Source organism: Xanthobacter dioxanivorans (assembly GCF_016807805.1).
In the GTDB taxonomy this organism is placed as follows: domain Bacteria; phylum Pseudomonadota; class Alphaproteobacteria; order Rhizobiales; family Xanthobacteraceae; genus Xanthobacter; species Xanthobacter dioxanivorans.
The window spans coordinates 6,099,014-6,122,556 of the sequence record NZ_CP063362.1 but is presented as its reverse complement, the minus strand read 5'-3'; the positions used below and the strand labels follow the sequence as shown (position 1 = coordinate 6,122,556).

The 23,543-nt window shown below is 64.8% G+C and carries 26 protein-coding genes and 2 pseudogenes; 11 read left to right on the top strand and 17 right to left on the bottom strand.

Going from position 1 to position 23,543, the window contains the following annotated elements; translation table 11 throughout:
• Positions 1-52: 52 nt before the first annotated feature.
• Positions 53-865, bottom strand: a complete 813-nt coding sequence (locus EZH22_RS28650) for a glucose 1-dehydrogenase (protein ID WP_231711204.1) — start codon at positions 863-865, stop codon at positions 53-55.
• A gap of 62 nt (positions 866-927) precedes the next feature.
• Between EZH22_RS28650 and EZH22_RS28645 the strand changes: the two genes are divergently transcribed.
• Positions 928-2,241: a TetR/AcrR family transcriptional regulator gene (locus EZH22_RS28645; RefSeq protein WP_203193689.1), complete on the top strand. Its 1,314-nt coding sequence runs from the start codon at positions 928-930 to the stop codon at positions 2,239-2,241.
• 40 nt (positions 2,242-2,281) lie between these two features.
• Here EZH22_RS28645 and tnpC read toward each other — a convergent pair whose 3' ends face one another.
• The 14 genes and pseudogenes from tnpC to EZH22_RS28585 form a co-directional block, all read right to left on the bottom strand.
• Positions 2,282-3,937, bottom strand: a complete 1,656-nt coding sequence (gene tnpC, locus EZH22_RS28640) for an IS66 family transposase (protein ID WP_203192850.1) — start codon at positions 3,935-3,937, stop codon at positions 2,282-2,284.
• A 76-nt stretch (positions 3,938-4,013) separates the two neighbouring features.
• On the bottom strand, positions 4,014-4,295 hold the full coding sequence (gene tnpB, locus EZH22_RS28635; RefSeq protein WP_408647643.1) for an IS66 family insertion sequence element accessory protein TnpB: 282 nt from the start codon (positions 4,293-4,295) through the stop codon (positions 4,014-4,016).
• A 56-nt stretch (positions 4,296-4,351) separates the two neighbouring features.
• Positions 4,352-4,735, bottom strand: coding sequence for an IS66-like element accessory protein TnpA (gene tnpA / locus EZH22_RS28630; protein ID WP_132036247.1), 384 nt, complete (start codon positions 4,733-4,735; stop codon positions 4,352-4,354).
• A 74-nt stretch (positions 4,736-4,809) separates the two neighbouring features.
• Complete coding sequence (locus tag EZH22_RS28625) at positions 4,810-5,211, bottom strand: PaaI family thioesterase (protein WP_203193688.1); 402 nt, start codon at positions 5,209-5,211, stop codon at positions 4,810-4,812.
• The gene (locus EZH22_RS28620) at positions 5,208-5,615 is read right to left on the bottom strand and encodes a PaaI family thioesterase (RefSeq protein WP_203193687.1); all 408 of its coding nucleotides are present in this window, start codon (positions 5,613-5,615) and stop codon (positions 5,208-5,210) included. The genes EZH22_RS28625 and EZH22_RS28620 overlap by 4 nt, the downstream gene beginning before the upstream one ends.
• Before the next feature lie 4 nt (positions 5,616-5,619).
• A complete protein-coding gene (locus EZH22_RS28615) occupies positions 5,620-6,513 on the bottom strand; it encodes an enoyl-CoA hydratase-related protein (protein WP_203193686.1) in 894 nt (297 codons plus the stop codon).
• A 45-nt stretch (positions 6,514-6,558) separates the two neighbouring features.
• On the bottom strand, positions 6,559-7,362 hold the full coding sequence (locus EZH22_RS28610; protein WP_203193685.1) for an SDR family NAD(P)-dependent oxidoreductase: 804 nt from the start codon (positions 7,360-7,362) through the stop codon (positions 6,559-6,561).
• 10 nt (positions 7,363-7,372) lie between these two features.
• Positions 7,373-8,569, bottom strand: a complete 1,197-nt coding sequence (locus EZH22_RS33195; RefSeq protein ID WP_203193684.1) for an acyl-CoA dehydrogenase family protein — start codon at positions 8,567-8,569, stop codon at positions 7,373-7,375.
• 105 nt (positions 8,570-8,674) lie between these two features.
• Complete coding sequence (locus EZH22_RS28600; protein ID WP_203193683.1) at positions 8,675-9,802, bottom strand: acyl-CoA dehydrogenase family protein; 1,128 nt, start codon at positions 9,800-9,802, stop codon at positions 8,675-8,677.
• Positions 9,803-9,917: 115 nt separating this feature from the next.
• A pseudogene (locus EZH22_RS28595) lies at positions 9,918-10,523 on the bottom strand (MmgE/PrpD family protein); the annotation flags it as partial.
• Positions 10,520-10,660: a hypothetical protein gene (locus EZH22_RS33190; RefSeq protein WP_231711203.1), complete on the bottom strand. Its 141-nt coding sequence runs from the start codon at positions 10,658-10,660 to the stop codon at positions 10,520-10,522. The pseudogene EZH22_RS28595 and the gene EZH22_RS33190, both read right to left, overlap by 4 nt.
• Position 10,661: 1 nt before the next feature.
• A complete protein-coding gene (locus EZH22_RS33185; protein WP_269902921.1) occupies positions 10,662-11,162 on the bottom strand; it encodes an aldolase/citrate lyase family protein in 501 nt (166 codons plus the stop codon).
• On the bottom strand, positions 11,075-11,485 hold the full coding sequence (locus EZH22_RS33180) for an aldolase/citrate lyase family protein (protein WP_269902899.1): 411 nt from the start codon (positions 11,483-11,485) through the stop codon (positions 11,075-11,077). The genes EZH22_RS33185 and EZH22_RS33180 overlap by 88 nt, the downstream gene beginning before the upstream one ends.
• Before the next feature lie 141 nt (positions 11,486-11,626).
• The gene (locus tag EZH22_RS28585) at positions 11,627-12,682 is read right to left on the bottom strand and encodes an IclR family transcriptional regulator (protein WP_203193681.1); all 1,056 of its coding nucleotides are present in this window, start codon (positions 12,680-12,682) and stop codon (positions 11,627-11,629) included.
• 85 nt (positions 12,683-12,767) lie between these two features.
• Between EZH22_RS28585 and EZH22_RS28580 the strand changes: the two genes are divergently transcribed.
• Genes EZH22_RS28580 through EZH22_RS28540 form a run of 9 tightly spaced genes read left to right on the top strand, consistent with a single transcriptional unit; the run spans position 12,768 to position 21,459 of the window.
• Entirely contained in the window at positions 12,768-13,142 is a 375-nt protein-coding gene (locus EZH22_RS28580) for a Zn-ribbon domain-containing OB-fold protein (RefSeq protein WP_203193680.1), read from the top strand.
• A gap of 1 nt (position 13,143) precedes the next feature.
• Positions 13,144-14,295: a thiolase gene (locus EZH22_RS28575; protein ID WP_203193679.1), complete on the top strand. Its 1,152-nt coding sequence runs from the start codon at positions 13,144-13,146 to the stop codon at positions 14,293-14,295.
• Complete coding sequence (locus EZH22_RS28570; RefSeq protein WP_203193678.1) at positions 14,292-16,412, top strand: acetate--CoA ligase family protein; 2,121 nt, start codon at positions 14,292-14,294, stop codon at positions 16,410-16,412. Before EZH22_RS28575 ends, EZH22_RS28570 begins: the two co-directional genes overlap by 4 nt.
• Positions 16,409-17,254 carry a MaoC/PaaZ C-terminal domain-containing protein gene (locus EZH22_RS28565; RefSeq protein ID WP_231711202.1) on the top strand — a complete coding sequence of 282 codons (846 nt, stop codon included), beginning with the start codon at positions 16,409-16,411 and terminating at the stop codon, positions 17,252-17,254. The genes EZH22_RS28570 and EZH22_RS28565 overlap by 4 nt, the downstream gene beginning before the upstream one ends.
• Positions 17,255-17,279: 25 nt before the next feature.
• Positions 17,280-18,338, top strand: coding sequence for an acyl-CoA dehydrogenase family protein (locus tag EZH22_RS28560; protein ID WP_203193677.1), 1,059 nt, complete (start codon positions 17,280-17,282; stop codon positions 18,336-18,338).
• A 17-nt stretch (positions 18,339-18,355) separates the two neighbouring features.
• Positions 18,356-18,925, top strand: a complete 570-nt coding sequence (locus EZH22_RS28555; protein WP_203193676.1) for an enoyl-CoA hydratase/isomerase family protein — start codon at positions 18,356-18,358, stop codon at positions 18,923-18,925.
• Entirely contained in the window at positions 18,922-20,118 is a 1,197-nt protein-coding gene (locus tag EZH22_RS28550; protein WP_203193675.1) for an acyl-CoA dehydrogenase family protein, read from the top strand. The genes EZH22_RS28555 and EZH22_RS28550 overlap by 4 nt, the downstream gene beginning before the upstream one ends.
• A 5-nt stretch (positions 20,119-20,123) precedes the next feature.
• Complete coding sequence (locus tag EZH22_RS28545) at positions 20,124-21,047, top strand: SDR family NAD(P)-dependent oxidoreductase (protein WP_203193674.1); 924 nt, start codon at positions 20,124-20,126, stop codon at positions 21,045-21,047.
• 7 nt (positions 21,048-21,054) lie between these two features.
• Positions 21,055-21,459, top strand: a complete 405-nt coding sequence (locus EZH22_RS28540) for a hypothetical protein (RefSeq protein WP_203193673.1) — start codon at positions 21,055-21,057, stop codon at positions 21,457-21,459.
• Here EZH22_RS28540 and EZH22_RS28535 read toward each other — a convergent pair.
• Positions 21,375-22,593, bottom strand: a pseudogene (locus EZH22_RS28535) (IS701 family transposase). The gene EZH22_RS28540 and the pseudogene EZH22_RS28535 sit on opposite strands and share 85 nt — an antisense overlap.
• The gene (locus EZH22_RS28530; RefSeq protein ID WP_408647655.1) at positions 22,533-23,270 is read right to left on the bottom strand and encodes an MmgE/PrpD family protein; all 738 of its coding nucleotides are present in this window, start codon (positions 23,268-23,270) and stop codon (positions 22,533-22,535) included. Before EZH22_RS28530 ends, EZH22_RS28535 begins: the two are co-directional and overlap by 61 nt.
• Positions 23,271-23,299: 29 nt before the next feature.
• Here EZH22_RS28530 and EZH22_RS28525 point away from each other — a divergent pair, with 29 nt between their 5' ends.
• The gene (locus EZH22_RS28525; RefSeq protein WP_203193672.1) at positions 23,300-23,509 is read left to right on the top strand and encodes a hypothetical protein; all 210 of its coding nucleotides are present in this window, start codon (positions 23,300-23,302) and stop codon (positions 23,507-23,509) included.
• Positions 23,510-23,543 lie beyond the last annotated feature (34 nt).

The window sequence follows — 23,543 nt, the reverse complement described above, 5'->3', positions numbered from 1 at the left end:
GTGGGGAGGAAGCCTTGACATCGTTCGGAACCGGAAAGCACCGTGCGGCCTCTCAACCGTGCATTGACAGCCCGCCCGATACGGAAATGACTTGTCCGGTTATGAATCCGGCATCGTCCGAGGCGAGGAAGCACACAATCCCGGGATAGTCCGTCGGCTGGGCGAGACGTTTCATGGGGATCGCCCGTTTCAGGCCTTCCGCAATCTTTTCTCCGGCCTCGCCCTTGGCGACTTCTGCGAATAGCGGGGTGTCTGTCGGACCGGGCGCGACCGCGTTGAGTTGAATGCCCTTGCGGGCCAGTTCCCGCGCGACAGTCTTGGTAAAGGAAATGATGCCGCCTTTGCAGGCCGAATAGACCGCCTCGCCCGAAGAGCCGACGCGGCCCGCATCCGAACTGATGTTCACGACGCGGCCGGACCCATTCCTTACCATGCCCGGAAGAACAGCATGATGCATATGAAGGGGGCCGTAGAGGTTGATGTCTATGATCTTCCTCCACAGATCAACATCGGTCTCGAGGAACGGCTTGATCTCATCCCATCCGGCATTGTTAACCAAAACGTCGATCGGCCCACCGGCCTCAAACTCGGCCACTGCGGCGTCCACGGCCTTGCGGTCGGTGATGTCGACGGTGTATGCACGCGCCCTGCCGCCTGCATCTTCGATCGTTCCGACGGTTTGCCGGGCGCCGTCTTCATTGAGGTCGAAAACCGCAACCTCGGCTCCTTCCTCGGCGAAGCGGGCGCAGATCGCCCGCCCGATTCCGCTTCCGCCACCCGTTACGATCACCCTCTTGCCTCTCAGTCCGCGCATTCCCGTTTCTCCTTTTGCCGGCGTCGCAGGCACGGTGGAATGGTTGCGCATTCTAACGCTTGTTCGAATTACCTCAACTGATAAACTGACGTCCAGCGTCGAAAGACAGATCCATGGAAGAAAACCTCCCCCATAGCCCCGGCGACGAGCCGTATGGGAAATCGGTGCAGACGCGTCGCGCGATCCTCCTGGCGGCGGCGAAGCTGTTTAGCAAAGAGGGATACAACGCGACCACCATGCGGCGGATCGCCGAGGCGGCGAACCTGGAAGCCGGCAGCATCTATTACCATTTCAAGTCGAAGGATCAGATCCTGGACGAGGTCCTCGATATTGGGGTTAGACAACTCTACGAGCAGATTCGGAGGAATGTTGAACGGGCGCGGGCGGAAGATGACCCATTCCGGAAAACGTTCGCGCAGCTTGTCGATACTCACCTTTGTTTCCTTCTGAAGGAAAGTGATTTCACTTCGGCGAATATCAGGAACTTCCCTATATTGTCGGACAAGCGCCGCAGAGCGCATCGACCCTTGCGAGAGGCCTATGCGCAGCTCTGGCGATCATTTTTGCAGCACCATCAGGACGCCGGCAATCTGCGCGGTGACATCTCTGTCACCCTGGTCAGCCAGTTCATCCTCGGGGCCATGAACTGGACAGCGGAATGGTACGACAGCGAACGTTATCCGGTCAGTCTGCTGTCGGAACGCTTGTCGGAACTGCTGCTCGACGGCATGTGCACCAAACGTGGCGGGACGGTCCGAAAATCGGTCGAATTTATTGACCTAACGGATGGACTCGAACCAGCAGGGAAGGCCGAACGAACCCGCCATCAGATCCTTCGCGCGGCCGCGCGAGTCTTGCGAGAGAGCGGGTACAAGGCCGCAACAATGCGCCGAGTCGCATCGGAAGCGGGCCTTGAGGCAGGCAGCGTCTATTACCATTTCGGCTCGAAGGAGAAAATTCTCGACGAGGTGCTCGACCTGGGCCTGCGTGATCTCTTGAACGGCGTCAGTCATGCGACCGCCATATGGACGAACAAGGAGGATCATAGAAACCGCATCACGACCGCAATCGCGACACACATGGCATATTTGTTCCGTGCCAGCGAGTTTACCTCCGCCAACATCCGCATCTATGGGATGCTGCCGGAAGGAATCCGCTCGCGCCACCGGCCTGTTCGACACCAATACGCGGAGTTCTGGGATCGGCTGTTGCGCGAGGCGCAGACGACCGGAGCCTTGCGCTCCGACATAGAGGTGGTTCCGCTACGGCAGGCCATGCTGGGCGCGCTGAATTGGACGGTCGAATGGTTCGATCCCGGCAAGGGCGACCAACACGAATATTATACGCTTTCAGCTTTCACGGATCTGCTCATCAGAATGCTGTTGGACGGCATTTCCGCCAACGGCTCAGCCCCGAAGATCACATAGTCGGGGCGCGACGAGAGTACGCATCCGGCGTAGGCCGCAGTCAGGCAGCTACGGCTTGATCCTGATGGGGTGCCGCGGCCCAATTCCATGGCAGGAGTTCAGGCAGCCGGCTTTGGGGCATGTCGGCAATGCGGGCGAGGACGTCGGCGAGCCAGGCCTGCGGATCGACATCATTGAGCTTGGCGGTGGCGATCATCGTCAGCATGAAGGCACAGCGATCGGCGCCGCGCTTCGAACCGGCGAAGGTCCACGAGCGGCGGCCAAGGGCGATGCCGCGCAGGGCTCGCTCCGCAGCGTTGTTCGACAGGCAGATGCGCCCGTCGGTCGTGAAGCGGGCAAAGGCGTCCCACTTGGTCAGCATGTAGTCCATCGCCTTGGCGACGTCGGCGTGGCGCGACAGGCGCGCCCGTTCGGTGCGCATCCAGTTCTCGAAGTCGGCGAGGAGCGGCAGGGAGCGTTCGCGGCGGATCGCCAGACGCTCGGCGGCATGCAGACCGTTCGCCTCGCGCTCGATTGCGAACAGTGCATCGATGCGCTTGACCGCCTCCAGCGCCATCGGCGAGATCGACGCCGCGTTCTTTCCGCGCCGGGCATTCTTCGCGATGTCGGCGAGCTCGAAGAACTTCCGTTTGGCATGGCTCCAGCAAAGCGCCTGGATGAGCGGTCTGGGACTTCGATCCTCAGCATAGAGGCGACCATAGCCCGAGTAGGCATCGGCCTGGAGAATGCCAGTCCATCCCGCCAGATGCTCTTGGGGTTGCTCGGCCGTGCGGTCCGGGGAGGCATAGTATAGGGCCGCCGGCGGGCCCTGGCCGTCGAAGGGACGATCGTCGCGCACATAGGTCCAGATCCGGCCCGTCACGGTCTTCCCCTTGGCCAGGATCGGCACCGTCGTATCGTCGCCATGCAGGCGCTCGGCGGCGAGGACGTGGGCGGCAATGAGGTCGTGCAGCGGCTGAAGGACATGAGCGCAGGCGCCTACCTGGTCGGCCAGCGTCGACAGCGACAGCTCGATCCCCTCACGGGCATAGCGCTCCGACTGCCGGTTCAGCGGCTGGTGTTGTCCGAACTTGTCGAACAGGATCATCGCCAGGAGGTTGGGGCCGAGGAACCCTCGCGGGGTCGGGTGGAACGGTGCCGGCGCCTGGCTGATCCGTTCGCAGTCCCGGCAGGTGAACTTCTCGCGTACCGTCTGGATCACCTTCCACCGGCGGGGGATCGCCTCCAGCGTCTCAGTGACGTCCTCGCCAAGCTTGCGCAGGCGATCCGAGCCGCAGCAGGAGCATGCGGAGGGACCGGGTACCACGACGCGCTCGCGCGGCAGATGCTCGGGGAACGGCTTGCGGCCGCCGCGGCGACGGCGCTCGAAGGAGGCCACCGTCGTCGTCTTCACCGCGGCATGCTCTGCGGCGAGTTCGTCTTCGCTCAGAGCCGCCTCGGCGTCCTCAAGCTGCATCTCCAACTGATCGAGAAGTCGGGCCGTGCGCTCGGAGCGCGTGCCGTAGAGCTCGCGCTTCAGCTTCTCGATCCGCAGCGTCAGATGGGCGACGAGGGCTTCGATGCCGGAGGCCTTCGCCTTCGCATTGGCCGCATCCGCGAGAGCCTCGTCCCGCTCGATCTCGGCCAAGTCGGCACGCCGTTCCGATGCCGCCAGCGCGGCCTTCAGGGCGGTGATGTCTTCCGGCAGATCGGCCATGCACAGCGCTCGAAAGTTTCGTTCGCGACAGACAGATTCTGTCACGCAAGCCCTGCAATGCAAAGACTTTTGTGCGCTATCCCACCGCTTCCGGACGCCACGTCCTCTGCGGGTTCCTCCAGTCGATCCCGTCGAGCAGGCAGGCGAGATCCGTGTGGGTCAGAGCCACGACGCCGTCCTTGGCCGAGGGCCAGACGAAGCGTCCGCGCTCCAGCCTCTTGGCGTAAAGCGACAGCCCAACCCCGTCATGCCAGAGGATCTTCACCAGCGATCCGCTGCGGCCCCGAAAGACGAAGAGATCGCCACCGTTCGGATCGCGCTTCAACCCCTCCTGGACGAGGAGCGACAGACCCTGCATGCCCCGCCTCATGTCGGTGTGACCCATCGCGATCCAGACCCGCGCCCGCGACGGGATCATCGCAGCGCCCTCAGGACCGCAGCCGCCAGCGCCGGCGGCGTCGAGGCGGCAATCCGCAGCCGACTGCCACCCGGCAGGTCCACTACGATCGCCGTGTCATCGGCGGCCGCAAAGGGGTCGGACATAGCCCCAGGGGCCATCAGAACCGGAACGAAGGCCGGCTCCGGCTTTGTGGCAGGCTGCTCGGTGCGAAAGCTGCGCAGCCACGTCCCCAACTGGGAGCGCGAAATCCCGTGACGCCGCGCCGTCGCCGACACCAGACGCGGTGCCGACTGGCTCTCCATCACGATCCGGAGCTTCTCGTCTTCGCTCCAACGGCGACGACGACCCGTCTCCACGATCTCCAAACGCTCGAAGGCACTGTGCTTATGGACGTCCATACGCGCAGTCTCTTACCGCGCCGGTCAGTTCGAAAGGCGGTTTAGACCGTAGGCGTACCGACGAGAAGCAGGCTTCAGACCATCAGAAAATGATACAACCCTTCGGCCACCGGCCGGGGGTCGTCACCCTGCCAACAGACCGCCCGCACGCTTGCGATGCGCCTGCCCTTCCGCTTCACGGTGGCCTCGGTCATCAAGGACCCTTTGACCGCCGGGCGCAAGTAGTCAACCGTCAGATTGATCGGTTTGGATAGCTGCAGATCGGGACCATGGCTTACGCTGATCGCGGCGACCGCCTCCATGAAGCTCGCGATGATTCCGCCATGGTAGTATTCCATGATTGGATTTCCGATCAGTCGTTCGGCGAACGGCATTGTCGCGGTCGCGTGCGTTTCATCAAGCTCGGTGATCGTGAAGTCGAGAAACTGGAAGAACGGTACTTTCCTGAGCTGATGAGTTGCAAGATCCGGCGTCATTTGGAGGACCTGCTTTGCGTCATCGCATCGAAAATGCTGATCTCGCCCCGCGTGAGCGCAAAACTCGCGGCGCCACGGGCCACTTCGGCCTGATCCGGCTCATCGAACCAGATCCTGCCCGAATTGAATGCGATATGCCGGGTCTGCCGAATGCATTCTGCGCGCACCATGATGTCGGCCTGCGATCTGACCGGGCGCAGATAATCGACGCGAAGGTCGAGTGTCGCCATGCTGCTGATCCCGTCGATCGCCACGAAATTCGCTAGTCCGAACACGCTGTCGAGAAGGGCCGTCAATACCCCGCCGTGCAGCAGGGTCTTGTCCTCGTCGGCGCAGAAGGAGGGGTTGAACGGCATCCTGACCAGAACGCCATCGATCGTCACCTTTTCGATCTTCAGGTTCATCTCACTAATCAGACCACGTCCGCGATGGTTCCACATCCTGGCGATCTGATGAAGTTTCTTCTGGTCTGAGCGGGTCATCTGCAAGGCCGATCTGTCGGTCGCCAAAGAACGCCGGTTTTCGTTTCTCGAGGAACGCGGCAAGAGCTTCGTGGTGGTCCTTGGTCTGGTGCATCAGTGCCTGGTAGGCGGCGGCGGCGTTCAGGAAATCCGGCAGGTCCATGCGTTCGGCATTGCGCATCAGCCGCTTGGCGACGCGCACCGCGCGGGGCGGCTTGGCCGCAATCACCGCCGCGCGCTCCCGCGCCCGCGCCATGAGATCGCCATGAGGCACGACCTCAAGCACCATTCCAAGCTCCAGCGCCTCCTCGGCCCCGACCACCCGGCCGGTGAATGTCAGTTCGGCCGCTTTCTGGTGACCGAGCCGCCGCGTGAGGAACCAGCTACCTGCGTCGCCAGGAATGATCCCGAGGTTCAAAAACACCTCGCCGAATTTCGCCTTCTCCGACGCGATGCGCATGTCGCACATCATCGTCAGGTCGCAGCCCGCGCCCACGGCCGGGCCGTTGACAGCTGCGATCGTAGGTATGTCGAGATTGTAGAGCGCGAGCGGTATCCGCTGAATGCCGGTGATGTAGCTGTCCGCCGCGGCCAGCGGATCTTTGCGGAACACGCTTTCGGGGTCTGACATTTCCTTGATGTCGCCGCCGGCGCAGAAGGCCGGGTCGGCGCCGGTCAGGATCATGACGCTCACCTCAGGATCGCGCTGCGCCTGGTCGAACGCGTTGAGCAGCCCCGCGATCATCTCGTTGCCGGTGACGGGATTGCGCCTGTCGGGGTCGTTGAGCGTCACTGTCGCGATGCGATCGGCAATCTCGAGCAGGACGACGGATTCACTCATTCTTTCCGTCTCCCCGCTGACGCTCCTGGAACATGTCAGGATGGATCATGTCGCGGGCGTCGTGGCCCATGTGCAGCGTTTCTCCCCGTCCACATACACATCCTCGCCGGTAATGAAGGAACCGAGCTTGGAGGCAAGAAAAACGATTGTCCCTGCGACGTCTTCCGCCGCGCCCATGCGGTTAAGAACTGACCGGTTTAGCTCGTGCCACTTTTCCAGCGGTATCGGGTAGCGGCCGAGCGCCTCTGTCTTGATCGTACCGGGAGCGACGCAGTTCAGGCGGATGCCGTATTCACCCCATTCGGCGGCGAGCGTCTTCATCAAGCCTGTGACGCCTGCGCGCGCGGCAACGGTATGGGCGAAGCCCGTCAGTGCGGTGCGGGTCGAGATCGCAGTTACGAATACGATCGAGCCGCCGTTCTCGAACATGAAGTGGTCGGCGGCGGCGCGCGTCATCTGCCACGAGCCGATCAGATTGTTGCGGATAACCGCCTCGAACCCTTTGTTGGTGATGTCGCGGGCGGCAGCGATATACTGGCCGCCGGCATTGTTCACAAGCACGTCGAGCCGACCGTAGTAATCTTTGATCTTCAGCATTGCCGCCTCCACGCTCTTCTCGTCGCGGGTGTCGCCCGGCACGACGAAGGCTTCGCCGCCCATGGCGCGGATTATCTTGGCGGTTTCCTGAAGCGGCTCCTCGCGACGGGCCAAAAGCGCCAGTCTGGCCCCGCAGGAGGCCATTTCAAGCGCTGTGACGCGGCCCATGCCGGAGCCCGAGCCGGTCACGAGAGCCACTTGCCCTGCCATGAGGTCGGGGGCGAAACGGCGCTGCACTTGTTTCTCTGCCATGTGCCGAGCCTCAGTTCTTCAGAAGTTCGCCGGAAATAATGAGCTTGCGCACTTCTTGCGTGCCCGCACCCACCTCGAGCACCCGCCCCGTCCGATAGAGGCGGTTGACCTCGGTGTCGCGCATGTAGCCCGATCCGCCGTGAATCTGCACCGCGCGATCCAGCACGAATGAGGTCGCTGCCGCAGCCTTGAAGATTGCCGCGGCCGTCAGCTTGTGGATCTCGCCACGCCCCCCTTCGCCTTGTTCAAGCCCCTCGCACATGGCGGCGGTGCGCAGCGACAGGCTGCGAGCGGCCTCGATCGCGGTATACATCTCGGCCAGCATGGCCTGCGCCATCTGGAAATTGGCGATCGCCTTGCCGAACTGCTGGCGCGTCTTGGCATAGTCGATGGATATCTCCAATGCCCGGCGCGCGATGCCCATCGCGTTGAAGCAGACGATGGCGCGTTCAAGATCGAGCCCGGACATCGTCACCGCCACACCGCCGTCCAGTCTGCCCACCATGTTTGCCGCCGGCACCCGGCAATCCTCGAACACCAGCTCGCCCGGGCGAGCCGCGGAACCCCATCTTGTTGAGCTTCTGCGCCACCTTGAAGCCAGGATTGTCGGTCTCGACGATGAAAGCCGAGATACCCTTGTCGCCCTTTTCGGGCGAGGTCTTGGCATAGACCAGCACGATATCGGCGATCGGGCCGTTGGTGATGAAGATCTTGAGCCGTTGAGCACGTAGTGGTCGCCGTCCTTCCGGGCGGTCGTCCGCATCGAACCGAGCGCATCCGATCCCGCGCCCGGTTCCGTCAGGCCCAGGGCGCCGATCAGCGAGCCATCGCAGAGGCCTGGCAGATACTTCCGCCGCAGATCGTCATTGGCGTTGCGGTAGATGTTGTTGACGCAAAGATTGTCGTGGGCCACGTGGCTCAGACCGATCGCGGCGGAGACGCGCGACAGTTCCTCGGTGATGATGCAGGCCGAGGTGAAATCGAGCCCTGCGCCGCCATACTCCGGCGAGACGTTCAGCCCCAGATAGCCCATCTCCCCCAGCTTGGGAAAAACCCAGGCAGGCAGGTCATCGGTGTCGTCCATCTCGGCGTTCAGGTGGTGAAACTCGGAAAAGAAGAACTTGTAGGCCTGATCGGCCAGCGCCTGCTGCTCTTCTGTCAGGTAATGGGTCGGCAGGTCGGGGACGTTGAGCAATCGCTCGTTCATAGCTGGTGTCCTCGCTCAGGCGCGCAGAAGTTCTTCGGCAATGATAATTTTTCGCACCTCGCTGGTGCCTGCACCGATTTCCAGCAGCTTGTTGGCGCGGTAGAATTAGTTGATCTCGGTATCCTGCATGTAGCCCGAGCCGCCATGGATATGGCACGCTTCGGTCACGGCCTTGTTGAAAGCTTCGCCAGCGTAAAGGCAGGCTGCGGCGGTGAGCTTATGGATCTCGCCGCGTCCGCCGCCTCCCCTGGGCAGGCCGACGCAAGCCGCGAGCGCGCGATAGCCGAAGGCGCGGGCGGTTTCGACCTCGATGTAGATTTCCGCGAGCTTCGACTGCACCATCTGAAATTGGGCTATGGGCTTGCCGAACTGTTCGCGGATCCTGGCGTAGTCGAGCGCCAGCTCCAGAGCCCTTTCGGCCATCCCCACGCAAATCGAAGCGACCATCGCGCGCTCCAAGTCGAGCCCGCTCATCACCACCGAAACACCGCTGTTCTCGACCCCGATCATGGCCGAGGCGGGCACGCGGCAATCCTCGAACACCAGTTCGCCTGTGGGAGAGCCGCGGAAGCCCATCTTGTCGAGCTTCTGCGCCACCTTGAAGCCGGGATTGTCAGTCTCGACGATAAAGGCAGATATTCCCTTGGCGCCCTTTGACCTATCAGTTTTTGCATAAACCAGGATGACATCCGCGATCGGGCCGTTGGTAATGTAGATCTTTGAGCCGTTGATCACATAGTCGTTGCCGTCGCGCACGGCGCTCGTGGCCATCGAGCCCAGCGCGTCCGAGCCCGCGCCGGGCTCGGTCAGCCCAAGTGCGCCGACCAGCTTCCCCGAGCACAGGCCGGGAACGTATTTCCGCACCTGCTCTTCCGATCCGTTCCTGAGGATGTTGTTGAGGCACAAATTGTCGTGCGCGCCGTGCGAAAGTCCGACGGCCGGGTTCCATTTCGAGATGGTCTCTGACACCAGGGCCTCGGTAAATTCGTTCTGGCCGCTGCCGCCCAACTCCTCGGGCGCAGTAATGCCGAGCAGTCCGAGTTCGCCCATCTGCCGAAACAAGTCGTCGGGCCACCATTCTTCCGCATCCATCTTGTCTTGCAATGGATGAAGAATCTCGCGCGCAACCCGATCCACATGATCAACGATCTGCCGTTGTTCGGGCGTCAGCAAATAGTTGGCCTTTATGGCCTCGAGCGCGGCCATGCCTGGCCCGGCCTGGACGTTCATCATCGATCCTCCCGATGGCTGCGCGACTTGCCTATTGATCAGAATCAAACATACGTTAGAAAACGTTTCAAGTGGTGTCGAGCTGCGTGTGTCTTTTTTGGCATGCGCTTGGGAGGAAAGACTCGCTCGCGCCCACGAAATCCTCGCGGGCGAGCGACGCGGCGATCAGCCCGTTCATGGCGGCGGCGAGCCTAACGATCCGACCGGCGCCAGCGGTCGCGCCGAAGACGCCCGCGGTCGCCGTGGGATGGAAGCCGCGGGCATAGTGGACGGTCGGATCAAGCGCGTTGGCGACACGCAGCATCACCTCATACCCCGCCACGAGAGCGACGAGCAGGTCGCGGCCGCTGGCGCCGGGCATCTCGGCGGCCGCCAGGGCCGCCGGCATCACGGGCGCGCTCGGATGGGTCGAGCTCTCCGAATGGGTGTCGTTGAAATGCAGCGAGTGGCCGAGCATGCCGTTGATAAGGGCAGCGGTAGCGGGCGGATATCGGCGGTTGAGACCGAAAACGGCGGACTGCCCGGGCCCGTCCAGGCCGAGACGCCACACCACGCCCAAGAGCGACGGCGTCGAGTTCGCCTCCGCCCCCGCCCGCACGATGTTGCCGATGAAATCAATGGTCAGATCGTGCGCCCTCTGGGGCACCTCCGGCGGCAGGTCACCATACCTGATAGAGGCGGCGAACTCGGCCAGCTGCTGCGTAATTCCCTGGGCGCTCTTCATTTCGCACCTGCGTCGGCTCTGCGCATGATCTGTTCGGCGCGCTTGATGACGGGAGGGTCCACCATCGCCCCATCGACCTTCACCGCGCCGCCAGTAGCTGACGCCGTGGCGGCGAGGATGGTGCGTGGCCACGCCATTTCATCGGCGCCCGGGCGCGAAGGCTTGGCGCGCGCCGGGAACCTGCGCCGGATGAATGAGAAGCTTGCCGCCCATCCCGAGAGCACGGGCATGGCGGCAATCACCGGAAAGGGCTTCGGCATCGTTGATGGCGTCGGTCACACCATCGAGCGGCGCCGGCCGGTCTGTCGGGCGCGACGCCACAACGAGGAGCGAGCGGGCCAAAAGCAGGCTCTCACGCACATGATCGGCGCCGATGTCGGCTGCGCAATCGATGGAGCCGAAATCGATGGAGCCGAACGCCAGCCGCGTGGCGGCTTCGGCAATGGCATCGATGGCACGCAGGCCCCATACCGTCTCAATGAGGGCGAGAACCGGATGGCCGCTCGCCTTTGCGGCGTGCGCGACGCCGGCCGCAGTCTCCGCCTTGGGCATCATGATCGCCGCGAGCAGCAGCGCGGCGCAGGCGGCAAGGTCGGCCTCATGCCAGGGCGTGCCCGCGGCATTGACCCGTACCAGCACGGGCACCGCAAACGCCGACGAGGTAAAGCGTTCCGAAGCGCCTCGCGCGCCTCGCCCTTGGCCTCAGCCGGCACGGCATCTTCAAGATCGATGATAATGGCGTCGGCGCCTGCCGCAGCGGCCTTGGCACAGCGGTCGGGGGCGGTGACCGGGCACGAAAAGCGGCCGCCCGACCGCGTCGAGCGTCGATTGAGACACCGTGTCCTCCCAGTTTTGCGCCGTGGCGCTGACCAACAAGACAGCGCGGACCGCCTGGGCTGGTCGAGGCTCGCCAGCTCGCGCTCGAGCGCCCTTCCGCGGGAGATCTTCTTGCGAAACGCCACGGATCCGTCGGCACGGGCACCGTGAGCTGACAGACGTTCTTTGCCAGATTCCACCAGATGATGCTCTCTTTTCCATGGACACCTTTCCTGATGTCCAGCCGGACCTAACTAATGACCGACAGGAAATGGACATCGCGTCAGTTAACCCTTTGATTTTCCGTAGAGGTTGGCGGAAATCCGGATCGTGGCCTCATGCAGCTCGCGTGCGAGCGCCTGAAGCTCTGCTTCCGTCATCTGCCCCGTGACAGCGATGCCGCTTATTCCGAAGCGGGGCTGTCCGTCATGGTCGGCGATGACGGCGGCGGCGATGTCCAGGCCCTTGAAAAGATGGCCGCGATCGAAGGCGAAGCCGGTTTTCCGGGCATCGGCCACATCCGCCCAATATTCCTCGAAGCGCGGCGGATTTTCCCAGCGCAGCGGCTGGAAGCGGCGCTCTAGCTCAGATTTTGAAAGCTCGCGCGTGGCCGCGATGCAGCGGCCGACCGCCCCCACGAAGGCCGGAAGACGTGAGCCGACCGCCATGTCCACATGCACGACCTTGCCTTCCACCACCCGGTCCACCAGCACGATGCGGTTGTGGGGGGTGACTTTCCAAAGCCCGATCAGCGCCCGGTGCCGGCTCGCGAGCTCCTGGAGGGAAGGGTGCAGCAGGTCGATCTGGTTCACCCCGAGCAAAGGCACGGAAAACTCCAGAAGGCCGAGACCGGGACTGTATTCCTTCGAGGCCGGGTTGAAGGCGATCAAGCCTTCCTTGGCCAGCGTGCGCAAGATGTTGAAGGTGGTGGAGACGTGGATGCCACTTTGGCGGGCGATGTACGCGACGCCGGCCGGCGCATGATGATGGGTGAGGAAGCGCAGAATCGAAACGGCATTTTCCACTGCGCCTACATATTTCTGCAGGCTGCGTGGCGTGTCTTCGCCCGTCGGCTGCTGGGTGGCCGCGTCTGCCTTGGTCACTGCGCGCTCCGTTCGCCTTTTACCGGTCAAACCATAGAGCGGATGCGGATCGTTCGGAAGCAGGCAATTTTTCTCGTTGCAGAAAGTAATTCGCCATGCAAAAAATTTCTGACCAAACGAGAACGGTATGGCATGGGCAGGGTGCGACGTCGGGAAGGGCCGATCGCGCGGTGATGGCAGGTTCTCCCTCGCGGCAGGCCGGTGTGCACGGCGACCGCCGGAACATCGGCTCCTGGACATGCGAAAGAAGAGGAATTGACGGGCTAGCGCTGCGCGCGAGGCGAATTCAGCCGCGGCAGCCCTGGCCCATGAAGGAGGAAAAGGGATGGACGAGACGTCCGCTGCAACAGAAGTGGCCGGGCCGCAGGTGACCTACGAACGATTCCTGGCCGGCGGGCACTTCATGATCCAGCGTGCCCGCAAGACGGGAGAATACGTCTTCTATCCGAAGGTGATGTCTCCGTCCGGCGAGACCGATCTCGAATGGGTCGAGGCCTCCGGCAACGGCACGGTCTACGCGATCACGGTCAACCGCAAGCGCGAGGGCTCCTACAACATCGCGCTCGTCGATCTCGATGAGGGCCCGCGCATGGTGACCACCATCGTCGGCGTCGAGACGCTGCCCATCGGTACCCGCGTGAAGGCGCGTGTGGAGACGGGGGAAACCCCGCGCGTCGTGTTCGAGCCGCGGGAGAAGTGAGATGAGCCATCCCATTCGCGGAAAGACCGCCATTGTCGGCATGGGCACCGCTGGTGTGGGCGAGGCGCCCGGCTTCTCGGCCATCGAGCTTCTCGGCCTCTCCGTCCGCGCCGCGCTGGATGATTGCGGCCTGAAACTCTCAGACATCGACGCGGTGTTCGCCGCCACCAGCGGCCACGCCTTCGCCTCCATGAGCGTGACCGAATATCTCGGGCTGAAGCCGAAATATTTCGACAGCACCAATATCGGCGGCTCCAGCTTCGAGATGCACCTGCTCCAGGCCTCCCTGGCGCTGGAGGCGGGGCTCTGCGAGGTCGCGCTGATCTGCTACGGCTCCAACCAGCGCACCGCCGGCGGCCGCCTCGTCTCCATGTCCGAGCCGCAATGGCACGAGACGCCCTATTCGCCGCGTCATCCCATCACGGCCTATGCGCTCGCCACCAGCCGGCATATGCATCAGTACGGCACCACCCGCGAGATGCTCGCCGATGTGGCGGTGTCCGCCCGCCAGTGGGCCAACCTCAACCCGGACGCCTTCGCGCGCGGCCCCCTCGCCCGCGAGGACGTGCTCGCAAAGCGCATGGTCTCCGACCCGCTCACCTCCGGTGATTGCTGCCTGGTGACCGATGGCGCCGCCGCCTGCATCCTGGTGCGGGCCGACCGGGCCAAGGACTTCCCCAAGGCGCCGGTTTATTTTCTCGGCGCCGCAGGCGCGAACTGGCATCGCTCGATCCAGGCCATGCCGGACCTGACCGTCACCGCCGCCAGTGAGAGCGGGCCGCGCGCCTTCGAGATGGCCGGCCTCTCTCACGCCGACATCGACCTCGTGATGCTCTACGACGCCTTCACGATCAACACGATCCTGTTCCTTGAGGATCTCGGCTTCTGCCCCAAGGGCGAGGGTGGGCGCTTCGTTCAGGACGGGCGCATCGCGCCGGGTGGGACGCTCGCGGTCAACACCAACGGCGGCGGGCTGTCCTGCGTCCATCCCGGCATGTACGGCATGTTCCTCATTGCCGAGGGCGTGGTCCAGATCCGCAAGGAAGCGGGCGAGCGTCAGCTCAAGAAGGCTGACGTCGCCCTTCTGCACGGCAATGGCGGGACGTTGTCGAGCCAGGTCACGGCCTTCCTCGGCTCGGCGGCGACGCTGTGAACGTGACCACCCCCGAGACCTACGGATTCGCCGCCCTCCGCGCGCTGCTGGCGCCCCGCTCGGTGGCGATCATCGGCGCCTCCGCCGATCCCTCACGGATCGGCGGGCGGCCCATCGCCGCCATGCTGAGCGCCGGCTATAAGGGCCGCATCCTGCCGGTCAATCCCAGCCGGGCGGAGGTGCAGGGCCTTGCCTGCTACGCCTCCGTCGCCGACCTGCCGGAGGTGCCCGATGCCGGCATCGTCGCCGTTGCGGCGAAGCAGGTGCCGGAGGTGGTGGCCGCCCTCGGCGAGAAGGGCTGCCGCTCGATCACCTTGTTCTCCGCAGGCTTTGCGGAGAACGGCGCGGATGGCGAGAAGGCCCAGGACGAGGTCCTCGCCATTGCCCGCCGCCACGGCATGCGTGTGCTCGGCCCGAACACGCTCGGGGTCTTCAATGTGGGCCTCGGCTACTACGGCACCTTCTCCTCGTCGCTGGAGATGGCCTTTCCCCTGGCCGGCAATATCGGCATTGCCAGCCAGTCGGGAGCCTATGGGGCCCACATGGCGGCCTTGGCGCGCTTGCGCGGCATCGGCGCCTCCGTGCTCATCACCACGGGCAACGAGGCCGACGTGACGGTCGCCGACGCCATCGGCTGGATGGCGGGCAGCGACGAGGTGGACGTCATCTGCGCCTATCAGGAAGGCTTCCGCGACGGGCCGCGCATGATCGCCGCCCTCGATGCCGCCAGAGCGGCGGGAAAGCCGGTCTTCATGCTGAAGTCCGGCAGGAGCCGGCTCGGCGCGTCGGCTGCGGCGTCCCACACCGCCTCGCTCACCGGCGACGACAAGGTCGCGGGAGCGGTCCTCGCCGAGCACGGCGTGATCCGCGTGCGCGACACCGAGGAGATGCTGGATTTCGCCTATGCGGCCCATCAGCGGATCTATCCCGTCGGCAACAGCCTCGGCCTCATCACTGTCAGCGGCGGGGCGGGCATCATCGCCTCCGACGAGGCGGAGGCCGCCGGCCTGCCCATGCCGGCCATGCCGGACGAGGCGCAGGCGCGGCTGAGGGCGCTTCTGCCCTACGGCACGCCGACCAATCCGCTCGATTGCACCGCCCAGGCGCTGAACGATCTTTCCCTGTTCGAAGCCTTCACCCGCGCGGCGCTGAAGGATGGCGGCTACCGCTCGATCCTGTGCTTCCTCACTTATGTGGCGGGCGGACCGAGCCTTGCGCCGCGTCTTTTGGACACATTGCGCAAGATCCGCGGCGAGTTTCCCGATCGGCTCCTGGCGCTGTGCATCATGGCGGATGAGAAAATCACCCGCGCTTATCAGGATGCGGGCTTCCTGACCTTCGATGATCCGAGCCGGGCCGTGCGCGCCATCGCCACCATGGGGCGGGTGGGCGACATGCTGGCCGCCAAGCCGAAGGCTCTGCCCACGCCGCCTCAGGTCACGCTGCCTGCGACGCCGCCGGACGAGCACGGGGCCAAGGCGTTGCTCGCCGAGGCCGGCATCGCCGCCGCCCCGGAGCGAGTCGTGCATTCGGCCGATCAGGCCGCGGCCGCAGCCGCCGCGCTCGGTTTTCCCGTGGTGCTGAAGATTGTCTCGCCTGACGTCGTCCACAAGTCGGACATTGGCGGCGTGCGGCTCAACCTCGGCGATGCCGACCAGGTACGCGCCGCTTATGCCGGCATCATGGAAGCTGTCGGCAAGGCGGCGCCGAAGGCACGCATCGCCGGCATGCTGGTGGCTCGCCAGCTCACCGGCGGGGTGGAGTGCCTCATGGGGATCAACCGCGATCCGGCGTTCGGCCCGGTGGCGGTGTTCGGGCTCGGCGGCATCTTCGCGGAGCTTCTCGACGACGTGGCCATCCGCCCCTGCCCGTTCGACGTGGAAACGGCGCGGGAGATGATCCTCTCTATCAAGGCGGCGGGCATCCTCACCGGTGCGCGGGGCCGGGCCCCGGCCGATCTCGATGCCCTGGCCGGCATGCTCTCAAAGCTTTCGGCGCTCGCGGCCGCGGCAGGTCCCAGGCTGCGGGCCATCGACCTCAACCCCGTATTGGCCCTGCCCGATGGCGCCTATGCGCTCGACGCGGTCATCGAGATCGAAGGGGAGGATCGCCCGTGATCGACTACGACAAGCTGATGGCCTACGACATCCCGGAGGTCCGCCAGAGCTACGGCCCGCGGGAGTGCGCTTTCTATGCGCTCTCCATCGGTGTCGGGCAGGACCCCATGGATCGGGCCGACCTCAGCTTCGTCGGGGCGGGCCCATTGACCCCGTTTCCGACCCTGCCCCTGGTGCTCGGGCATCCTGGCTTCTGGCTCTCCAATCCCGACACGGGCGTCGATGCGGTCCGCCTCGTCCATGGCGGGCAGGGCATCACGCTCCATGCGCCCCTGCCTTCCGAGGGCACGGTGGTGGGCAAGACCCGCGTTGTCGGCATCATCGACAAGGGCGAAGGGCGCGGCGCGCTGCTCTATAGCGAGAAGCAGCTGCGCGATGCCGATACGGGCGCGCTCTACGCCACGACCCGCTCCACCACCTTCCTGCGCGGCGATGGCGGCTTCGGCGGCCCGGCCGGACCGGTGAAGGCCTTCCACATCGTGCCGGACACCGCGCCCGAGATCGTCCACGAGACCGTGACCCGGCCCGAGCAGGCGCTCTGGTATCGCTGGAACGGCGACAACAATCCCCTACATCTCGATCCAGACGTGGCCGCCAAGGCCGGCTTCGAGCGTCCGATCCTACATGGACTGTGCAGCCTCGGCATCGCTGCCCATGGGCTGGTCGCCACCCTGTGCGAGGGCGATCCGCAGCGGCTGAAGGGGCTCGATGCGCGGTTCACGGCAACGGTGACGCCGGGCGAGACCCTGAGGACGGAGATCTGGGGCGATGGCTCCTTCCGCACCCGCGCCGTGGAGCGCGACGTGGTTGTGATCGGCAATGGCCTCGCCCAGGTGGCATGAGCCAGCTCGAACAGGGAGGACAGGGATGGGCGCCACATTCGCGCTGGACGAGGACAGGCTCGAAGGGCTGCGCCTTCTGGTGGAGAGCGCGGCGGGCATCACGTCGCGGGATGGCGATCTGAAGAAGGTGCGCGCCCTGCGCTTCACCCGGCCGGGTATCGACCGGACCCGCTGGGCCGAGATCGCCGCCATGGGCTGGCTCGGCCTGCGCCTGCCCGAGGAGGCCGGCGGCATCGGGCTCGGCATGGCCGAATATGCCGCCCTTGCGGTCGAGGTAGGGGCGGCCTTGCTGCCCGAGCCCTTGATCGAGGCCGAGCTCGCGCTCGACCTGATGGGGAAGAACGCCCCTGCCGAAGCGATCGCGGGCGATCTTTTGGTGCTGCCGGCCTGGCAGGACGGGCCAGAGGGCCTGACGGTGGCCGGCCGGATCACCGAAGCCGGCGGGCGGATCAGCGCGACACGCGCCTTCGTGCCCATGGCGGAAGCCGCCGACGCATTCCTCATCGCCGGCCCCGATGCCTGCTTCCTGGTGGACGGGAAGGCGCCTGGCCTCAGGGTCACGTCCGAGGACACGCTCGACGGCGGCCACACCGGCATGCTGACCCTCGACAATGTGGAGGCGAAACGCCTTCCGGCGCCCGACCCCAAGGCGTTCGAGGCGGCGGCGCTGGCCACCGCGGCCGCCCTCTTCGGCATCATGGAGCGGGCCTTTGCCATCACGCTGGACTATCTGAAGACCCGCGTGCAGTTTGGCCAGCCCATCGGCAGCTTTCAGGCCCTTCAGCACCGCGCCGTCGATCTGGAGATCGAGATCTGCCTCACCCGGGCGGCGCTGCGCGATGCTGTCGCGGCCATGGATGCGGGGGAGGACTGCCGCCGCATCGTCTCCCGTGCCAAGGCGCGGGCGGCGGATGCCGCCATGCTGATTGCGCGCCAGGCCATCCAGCTTCACGGCGCCATCGGCTACACCGACGAGGCCGATATCGGCCTGTTCCTGCGCCGCGCCATGGTGCTCGCGCCGCGCTACGGCAACGCCGCCTTCCATCGCAAAAGATACCGTAGCCTGACGGAGGGCCGGCCATGAGCGGACTTGCAGCATCCTTGGAGGACGGCATCCGCATCCTCACCATCAAAGAGCCGGAGCGGCGCAACCCTCTCGACCGTCCGGCGCGGTTTTCCAACCCGTTCGTCTCAGACGTCGAGAGCTGGGTGGAAGGTGGCGGCCGTGCCATCGCGCTGGCCTGCGAGATCGCGGTCACGGCCGCAAGCACCCACCTCGCATCGCCCTTCGGCAAGATCGGGATGATCCCCGACATCGGGCTGCGGGTCATGCATTCTGCCCGCATTGAAGCGGGCCGGGCGCAGCCCGTCTTCCCCAACGCGTCGACCGTCGAGGCGAAGGAAGGCGCAAGGCTCGGCTTCGTGAACGAGCCGGTGCCGGACCGCCAAGCGCTGGCCAAGGCGCAGGTCATGGCGCAGGACTTGGCCCGCGCGGTAGCCGCCGCACCCCGGCCGCGGGCGCCCATCAAGGACTGCGTTGCTCAAGCGGTGGATCGCGCGCTCAACTTCGAAGGCCTTCCCCAGCCGACGCTCGTGTTCAGTGCCGATGTCATGGAGGGCCGCAGGGCCTTCGTCGACAAGCGCACCTGTCTCCCGGGGAGAATGACATGACCGATGCCGCTCACGCAGCTTCCGCCGCGCCGCATGCTGACCTCAACCCACTTAGCGACGCAGAATTCCGCAAGACCGTGGGCGACTGGATCGCCGCCAACTATCCGCCGGAGCTGCGCAGCCCCAGAAAGCGCCTGCACGCGGCGGAGGCGATGCCTTGGTACACTCGCCTTTCAGCGCAAGGCTGGCTGTGCCCAGGCTGGCCGCGCGAATTTGGCGGCATGGGCCTTTCGCCCGCAAAGCACCTGATCATGATCGAGGAGATGGAGCGCTACGGCTGCGCTCGCCTGCCGGACTGCGGGATCACCATGGTGGGGCCGCTGCTGATTGCCCATGGCAGCGAGGCGCAGCGCGCCTACCATCTACCGCGCATTCTCTCCGGCGAGATCATCTGGTGCCAAGGCTACAGCGAGCCGAACGCTGGCTCCGACCTTGCCGCGCTCAGGACGAGCGCCGTGCGCGAGGGCGACGAATGGGTGCTGAACGGCCAAAAGACATGGACGACGCTGGGCACCGACGCCAACTGGATCTTCGTGCTCGCCCGCACCGACCCGCAGGCGGCTAAGCAGAAGGGCATCAGCTTCTTCCTCGTGCCCATGAACACGTCGGGCCTCTCCACCCGGCCCATCATCAACATTGACCTGCATGACGAGTTTGCCGAGGTGTTCTTCGACAAAGTGCGCGTTCCCGCCGATGCCATCGTCGGCACCGTGAATGCCGGCTGGACGATGGCCAAGAACCTGCTCGGTTTCGAGCGGTTGTTCCTCGGCTCGCCCAAGCAGTCCGAGGGCGCGCTCGACCATCTGGAGCGGCTTACCGCCCATCTGGGCAAAAGCGAGGACTGTGCGGCCATGATCACCGCCCTCAGGATGGAATTGGAGGACCACAAGTCCTTCTACGCCACCTTTGCCGATCAGGTGCGCCGCGGCATCGCCCTCGGGCCTGACGTGTCGATGCTGAAAATCAATCAGACGGCGCTCTATCAGAAGATCTCCGACCGTATCCTGGAGCTGGCTGGCGATCTCGGCACGCTGGCCGGCGCCCTGCCGGGGGAGCCGATGCTCTATCCGGGCAGCGTGTTCCTTCAAGCGCGTCCCTGCACGATCTATGGCGGCTCGTCCGAGATCCAGCGCAACATCATTGCCAAGCAGGTGCTCGGACTTGGAAAACAATTCAACGCATCAGGGAAATAATAAGTATGACCGTAGATCTGGGGCTTGAAGGCAAGGTTGCCGTGGTCACCGGTGCGGGCGGCGGCATCGGCCGTGGCATCGCGCTCGAATTCGCCAAGGCGGGCGCGAAGGTGGTCATCAACGATATCGGCGTGTCCCTGGGCGGCACGGGCGAGCGCTCCGCCGCCCCCGCCGAGGAGACCAAAGCCATGATCGAGGCCCTCGGCGGCGCGGCGATCATCTCGAGTGAAAGCGTCTCGGAATGGCCGGCGGCCAAGCGCACCATCGAGATGACGCTGGATCATTTCGGCCAGGTGGACGTGCTGGTGAACAATGCCGGCATCCTGCGCGACGTCATTTTTCACAAGATGGAGCCGTCCGACTGGGAAGCGGTGATCAACGTCCACCTGAACGGCACCTTCTACATGAGCCGTGCCGCCGCCGAGCCATTTCGTGTCCAGGGGCGTGGCGCCTTCGTGCACATGACGAGCACCTCCGGCCTGATCGGCAATTTCGGCCAGGCCAACTATGCCGCCGCCAAGCTGGGGATTGTGGGCCTGTCAAAGTCCATCGCCCTCGACATGGCCCGTTTCGGCGTGCGCTCCAACTGCGTCGCCCCCTTCGCCTGGAGCCGCATGACGAGTTCCATCCCCGCCAACACGCCAGAGGAGCAGGCCCGTGTGGAGCGCCTGAAGCGCATGACGCCGGAGACCAACGCGCCACTGGTGGTCTTCCTCGCCTCCGCGGCGGCGGAAGGGGTGACGGGCCAGGTGTTCGCGGCGCGCCTCAACGAATTGTTCCTGTTCAACCCTATGCGTCCCATCCGCAGCGTCCATCACGACGAGGGCTGGACGCCGGCCCTGGTCGCCGAACGCGCTTTGCCCGCTTTCAAGGCCAGCTTCGCGCCCATGGAGCGCTCCGGCGACGTCTTCGCGTGGGATCCAATCTGAGGATGAAGTGGACGATACCGTCAGAGTAGAGGAAATCCGGCCAGCCAGAGAGCGGGCGGCGGAGGCGCCGATCTGCCTCGCCGTCATCATCTGGCTGGCCCGCGTCGTTTTCCGTCACTCCGTCACTCCGTCACGACGGCGCCCGGAGGCGCAGCTTTGCTCGCCTTCCTTGGGCTCACTTGGTAACGGCTCGGTCACGCTCGTGCCGATGGCGCTTTCCACCCTCGCCTTCGTCGGCGCGATCTGGCGGGGCGTGTCGGCCGAAGTGTTTTTTTGCCGCCACCGACCGGGCGCTGTTCCTTTCAACGCCGGCACGCAGGGGCTATTTCATCGACCTGTTATCCGGCATGATGCCGACGGTGTCTTTCTCGTCCGGCTTTTCTCTTTAGGCGGCACAGCATTGGCATGGTGACGGATGACGGCCATCATGGCGAAGGCGAGCATGACGAGCGAGACATGCCGATGCCAGCCATGCCAGGAGCGCGTCTCGTTGTGATCGAGCCCGAGCTCGTTCTTGGTGGTCTCGAAGCTGTCTTCGATCGCCCAGCGATGGCCTTCCACCGACACCAGCTTTTCCATGGGCGTGCCCTTGGGGCACCAGGTCGAGAAGAAGGCCAGATCGCCATCGGCGATGTTGCGGCGGATCAAGAGGCCGCGCGTCCATTCGCCGGAAAGGGCCTCGCTATATTCTCCGCCATCCAGATCGGCCAGTTCGACATAGGCCCAGCCATGCAGGCGCGCCTTTGGTGCCATCGCCCGCCGACAGGCGCCGCCATGCGGTCTTGGGAAGAGCTTGTGTGATCGCCGCTGCAGTCCCGCGCACGAACTGCTCCTTGCCCCAGGAGTTGAACACATGATTGGCGGCAACGCCCAGGACATAGCCCTTGCCGGCTTTGCGCAGCGCCATCTCGATGTCGCCGACGCCATAGACGCTGTCCGCCGCGACAAAGCCGAACGGCACACCGGCGGCGATGGCGCGCAGGATCATACTGCGCGCGATCTGCGGCTTGGTGGCAAAGCGCACATCCTCGGGCACATGCGCCGCCTTCAGGCGCTTGCGATCGTCCGTCCATTCTTTCGGCAGATACAGCGCCCGGTCGATGAAGGCATGGCCGTGGCGCGAGACATAGGCGGCGAACACGCCGATCTGGCAGTTTGTGATCTTGCCGGCCGAGCCCGTGTACTGGCGCGCAACGCCGCACGACGCTTTGCCCTGCTTCAGAAAACCTGTTTCGTCGATGACAAGAACCGCGTCCGCGTCGGCAAGCGTTTCCAATGCGTAGTCGCGCACGATGTCGCGCAGTGCATCGGCATCCCATCGACCACGGCCCAGCAGCGCCTGCTGGCGCCACGGGCCGCGATCGCCCGCCGCCTCCGCGCGCATCCAGCCCGTCTTGCGCGGCTCATTGCCCAAAAGTCCGTCCAGAAACTGTCCCGCCGATGCCGCAACCCGTTCCTGGCCGAACAAAGGGCGTATCCGCACCTTCACATCCCGCAGCGATGTCGCCCATAATTCCAGCGTCGTCTCGATCGATGCTCCCGCCATCCATGACCTCCCGAATCATGGCGGCCTATGGATTCAGAACTCGTGCCAAAAACAACTGTAGTGCCGTCGCCGAAGACGCCCGCGGTCGCCGTGGGATGGAAGCCGCGGGCATAGTGGACGGTCGGATCAAGCGCGTTGGCGACACGCAGCATCACCTCATACCCCGCCACGAGAGCGACGAGCAGGTCGCGGCCGCTGGCGCCGGGCATCTCGGCGGCCGCCAGGGCCGCCGGCATCACGGGCGCGCTCGGATGGGTCGAGCTCTCCGAATGGGTGTCGTTGAAATGCAGCGAGTGGCCGAGCATGCCGTTGATAAGGGCAGCGGTAGCGGGCGGATATCGGCGGTTGAGACCGAAAACGGCGGACTGCCCGGGCCCGTCCAGGCCGAGACGCCACACCACGCCCAAGAGCGACGGCGTCGAGTTCGCCTCCGCCCCCGCCCGCACGATGTTGCCGATGAAATCAATGGTCAGATCGTGCGCCCTCTGGGGCACCTCCGGCGGCAGGTCACCATACCTGATAGAGGCGGCGAACTCGGCCAGCTGCTGCGTAATTCCCTGGGCGCTCTTCATTTCGCACCTGCGTCGGCTCTGCGCATGATCTGTTCGGCGCGCTTGATGACGGGAGGGTCCACCATCGCCCCATCGACCTTCACCGCGCCGCCAGTAGCCGAGCATCCGGCCCATCGGCTCGACGAACCGCTGCCGTGGAACTGGCGCGCGCTATCGACCACCGCAATCGCGGCCTGACGATGCAGGTCAACAAGGTCCACCCCGTCCGGACCTTGGCGCTCGTTACACGAGATCTCGGTGAGGACGCGGACTGGCTTGCTGATATCGCCATCGACATGGAGCCGGAGGACGGCCTGATTCACCATCTGACCTATGCGGTCGCAAGCCCGTATGGCGGGGTTTGAACACCGCGGACTTTGTGGCCGGGCGGTACGGATA

Bases quoted from the DNA above. Each gene is read 5' to 3' on its own strand.
- EZH22_RS28650 (WP_231711204.1), bottom strand. From the start codon at position 865: ATGCGCAACCATTCCACCGTGCCTGCGACGCCGGCAAAAGGAGAAACG.
- EZH22_RS28645 (WP_203193689.1), top strand. From the start codon at position 928: ATGGAAGAAAACCTCCCCCATAGCCCCGGCGACGAGCCGTATGGGAAA.
- tnpC (WP_203192850.1), bottom strand. From the start codon at position 3,937: ATGGCCGATCTGCCGGAAGACATCACCGCCCTGAAGGCCGCGCTGGCG.
- tnpB (WP_408647643.1), bottom strand. From the start codon at position 4,295: ATGCAGGGTCTGTCGCTCCTCGTCCAGGAGGGGTTGAAGCGCGATCCG.
- tnpA (WP_132036247.1), bottom strand. From the start codon at position 4,735: ATGGACGTCCATAAGCACAGTGCCTTCGAGCGTTTGGAGATCGTGGAG.
- EZH22_RS28625 (WP_203193688.1), bottom strand. From the start codon at position 5,211: ATGACGCCGGATCTTGCAACTCATCAGCTCAGGAAAGTACCGTTCTTC.
- EZH22_RS28620 (WP_203193687.1), bottom strand. From the start codon at position 5,615: ATGAACCTGAAGATCGAAAAGGTGACGATCGATGGCGTTCTGGTCAGG.
- EZH22_RS28615 (WP_203193686.1), bottom strand. From the start codon at position 6,513: ATGAGTGAATCCGTCGTCCTGCTCGAGATTGCCGATCGCATCGCGACA.
- EZH22_RS28610 (WP_203193685.1), bottom strand. From the start codon at position 7,362: ATGGCAGAGAAACAAGTGCAGCGCCGTTTCGCCCCCGACCTCATGGCA.
- EZH22_RS33195 (WP_203193684.1), bottom strand. From the start codon at position 8,569: ATGAACGAGCGATTGCTCAACGTCCCCGACCTGCCGACCCATTACCTG.
- EZH22_RS28600 (WP_203193683.1), bottom strand. From the start codon at position 9,802: ATGATGAACGTCCAGGCCGGGCCAGGCATGGCCGCGCTCGAGGCCATA.
- EZH22_RS33190 (WP_231711203.1), bottom strand. From the start codon at position 10,660: ATGGCGTGGCCACGCACCATCCTCGCCGCCACGGCGTCAGCTACTGGC.
- EZH22_RS28585 (WP_203193681.1), bottom strand. From the start codon at position 12,682: ATGTCCAGGAGCCGATGTTCCGGCGGTCGCCGTGCACACCGGCCTGCC.
- EZH22_RS28580 (WP_203193680.1), top strand. From the start codon at position 12,768: ATGGACGAGACGTCCGCTGCAACAGAAGTGGCCGGGCCGCAGGTGACC.
- EZH22_RS28575 (WP_203193679.1), top strand. From the start codon at position 13,144: ATGAGCCATCCCATTCGCGGAAAGACCGCCATTGTCGGCATGGGCACC.
- EZH22_RS28560 (WP_203193677.1), top strand. From the start codon at position 17,280: ATGGGCGCCACATTCGCGCTGGACGAGGACAGGCTCGAAGGGCTGCGC.
- EZH22_RS28550 (WP_203193675.1), top strand. From the start codon at position 18,922: ATGACCGATGCCGCTCACGCAGCTTCCGCCGCGCCGCATGCTGACCTC.
- EZH22_RS28545 (WP_203193674.1), top strand. From the start codon at position 20,124: ATGACCGTAGATCTGGGGCTTGAAGGCAAGGTTGCCGTGGTCACCGGT.
- EZH22_RS28530 (WP_408647655.1), bottom strand. From the start codon at position 23,270: ATGCTCGGCTACTGGCGGCGCGGTGAAGGTCGATGGGGCGATGGTGGA.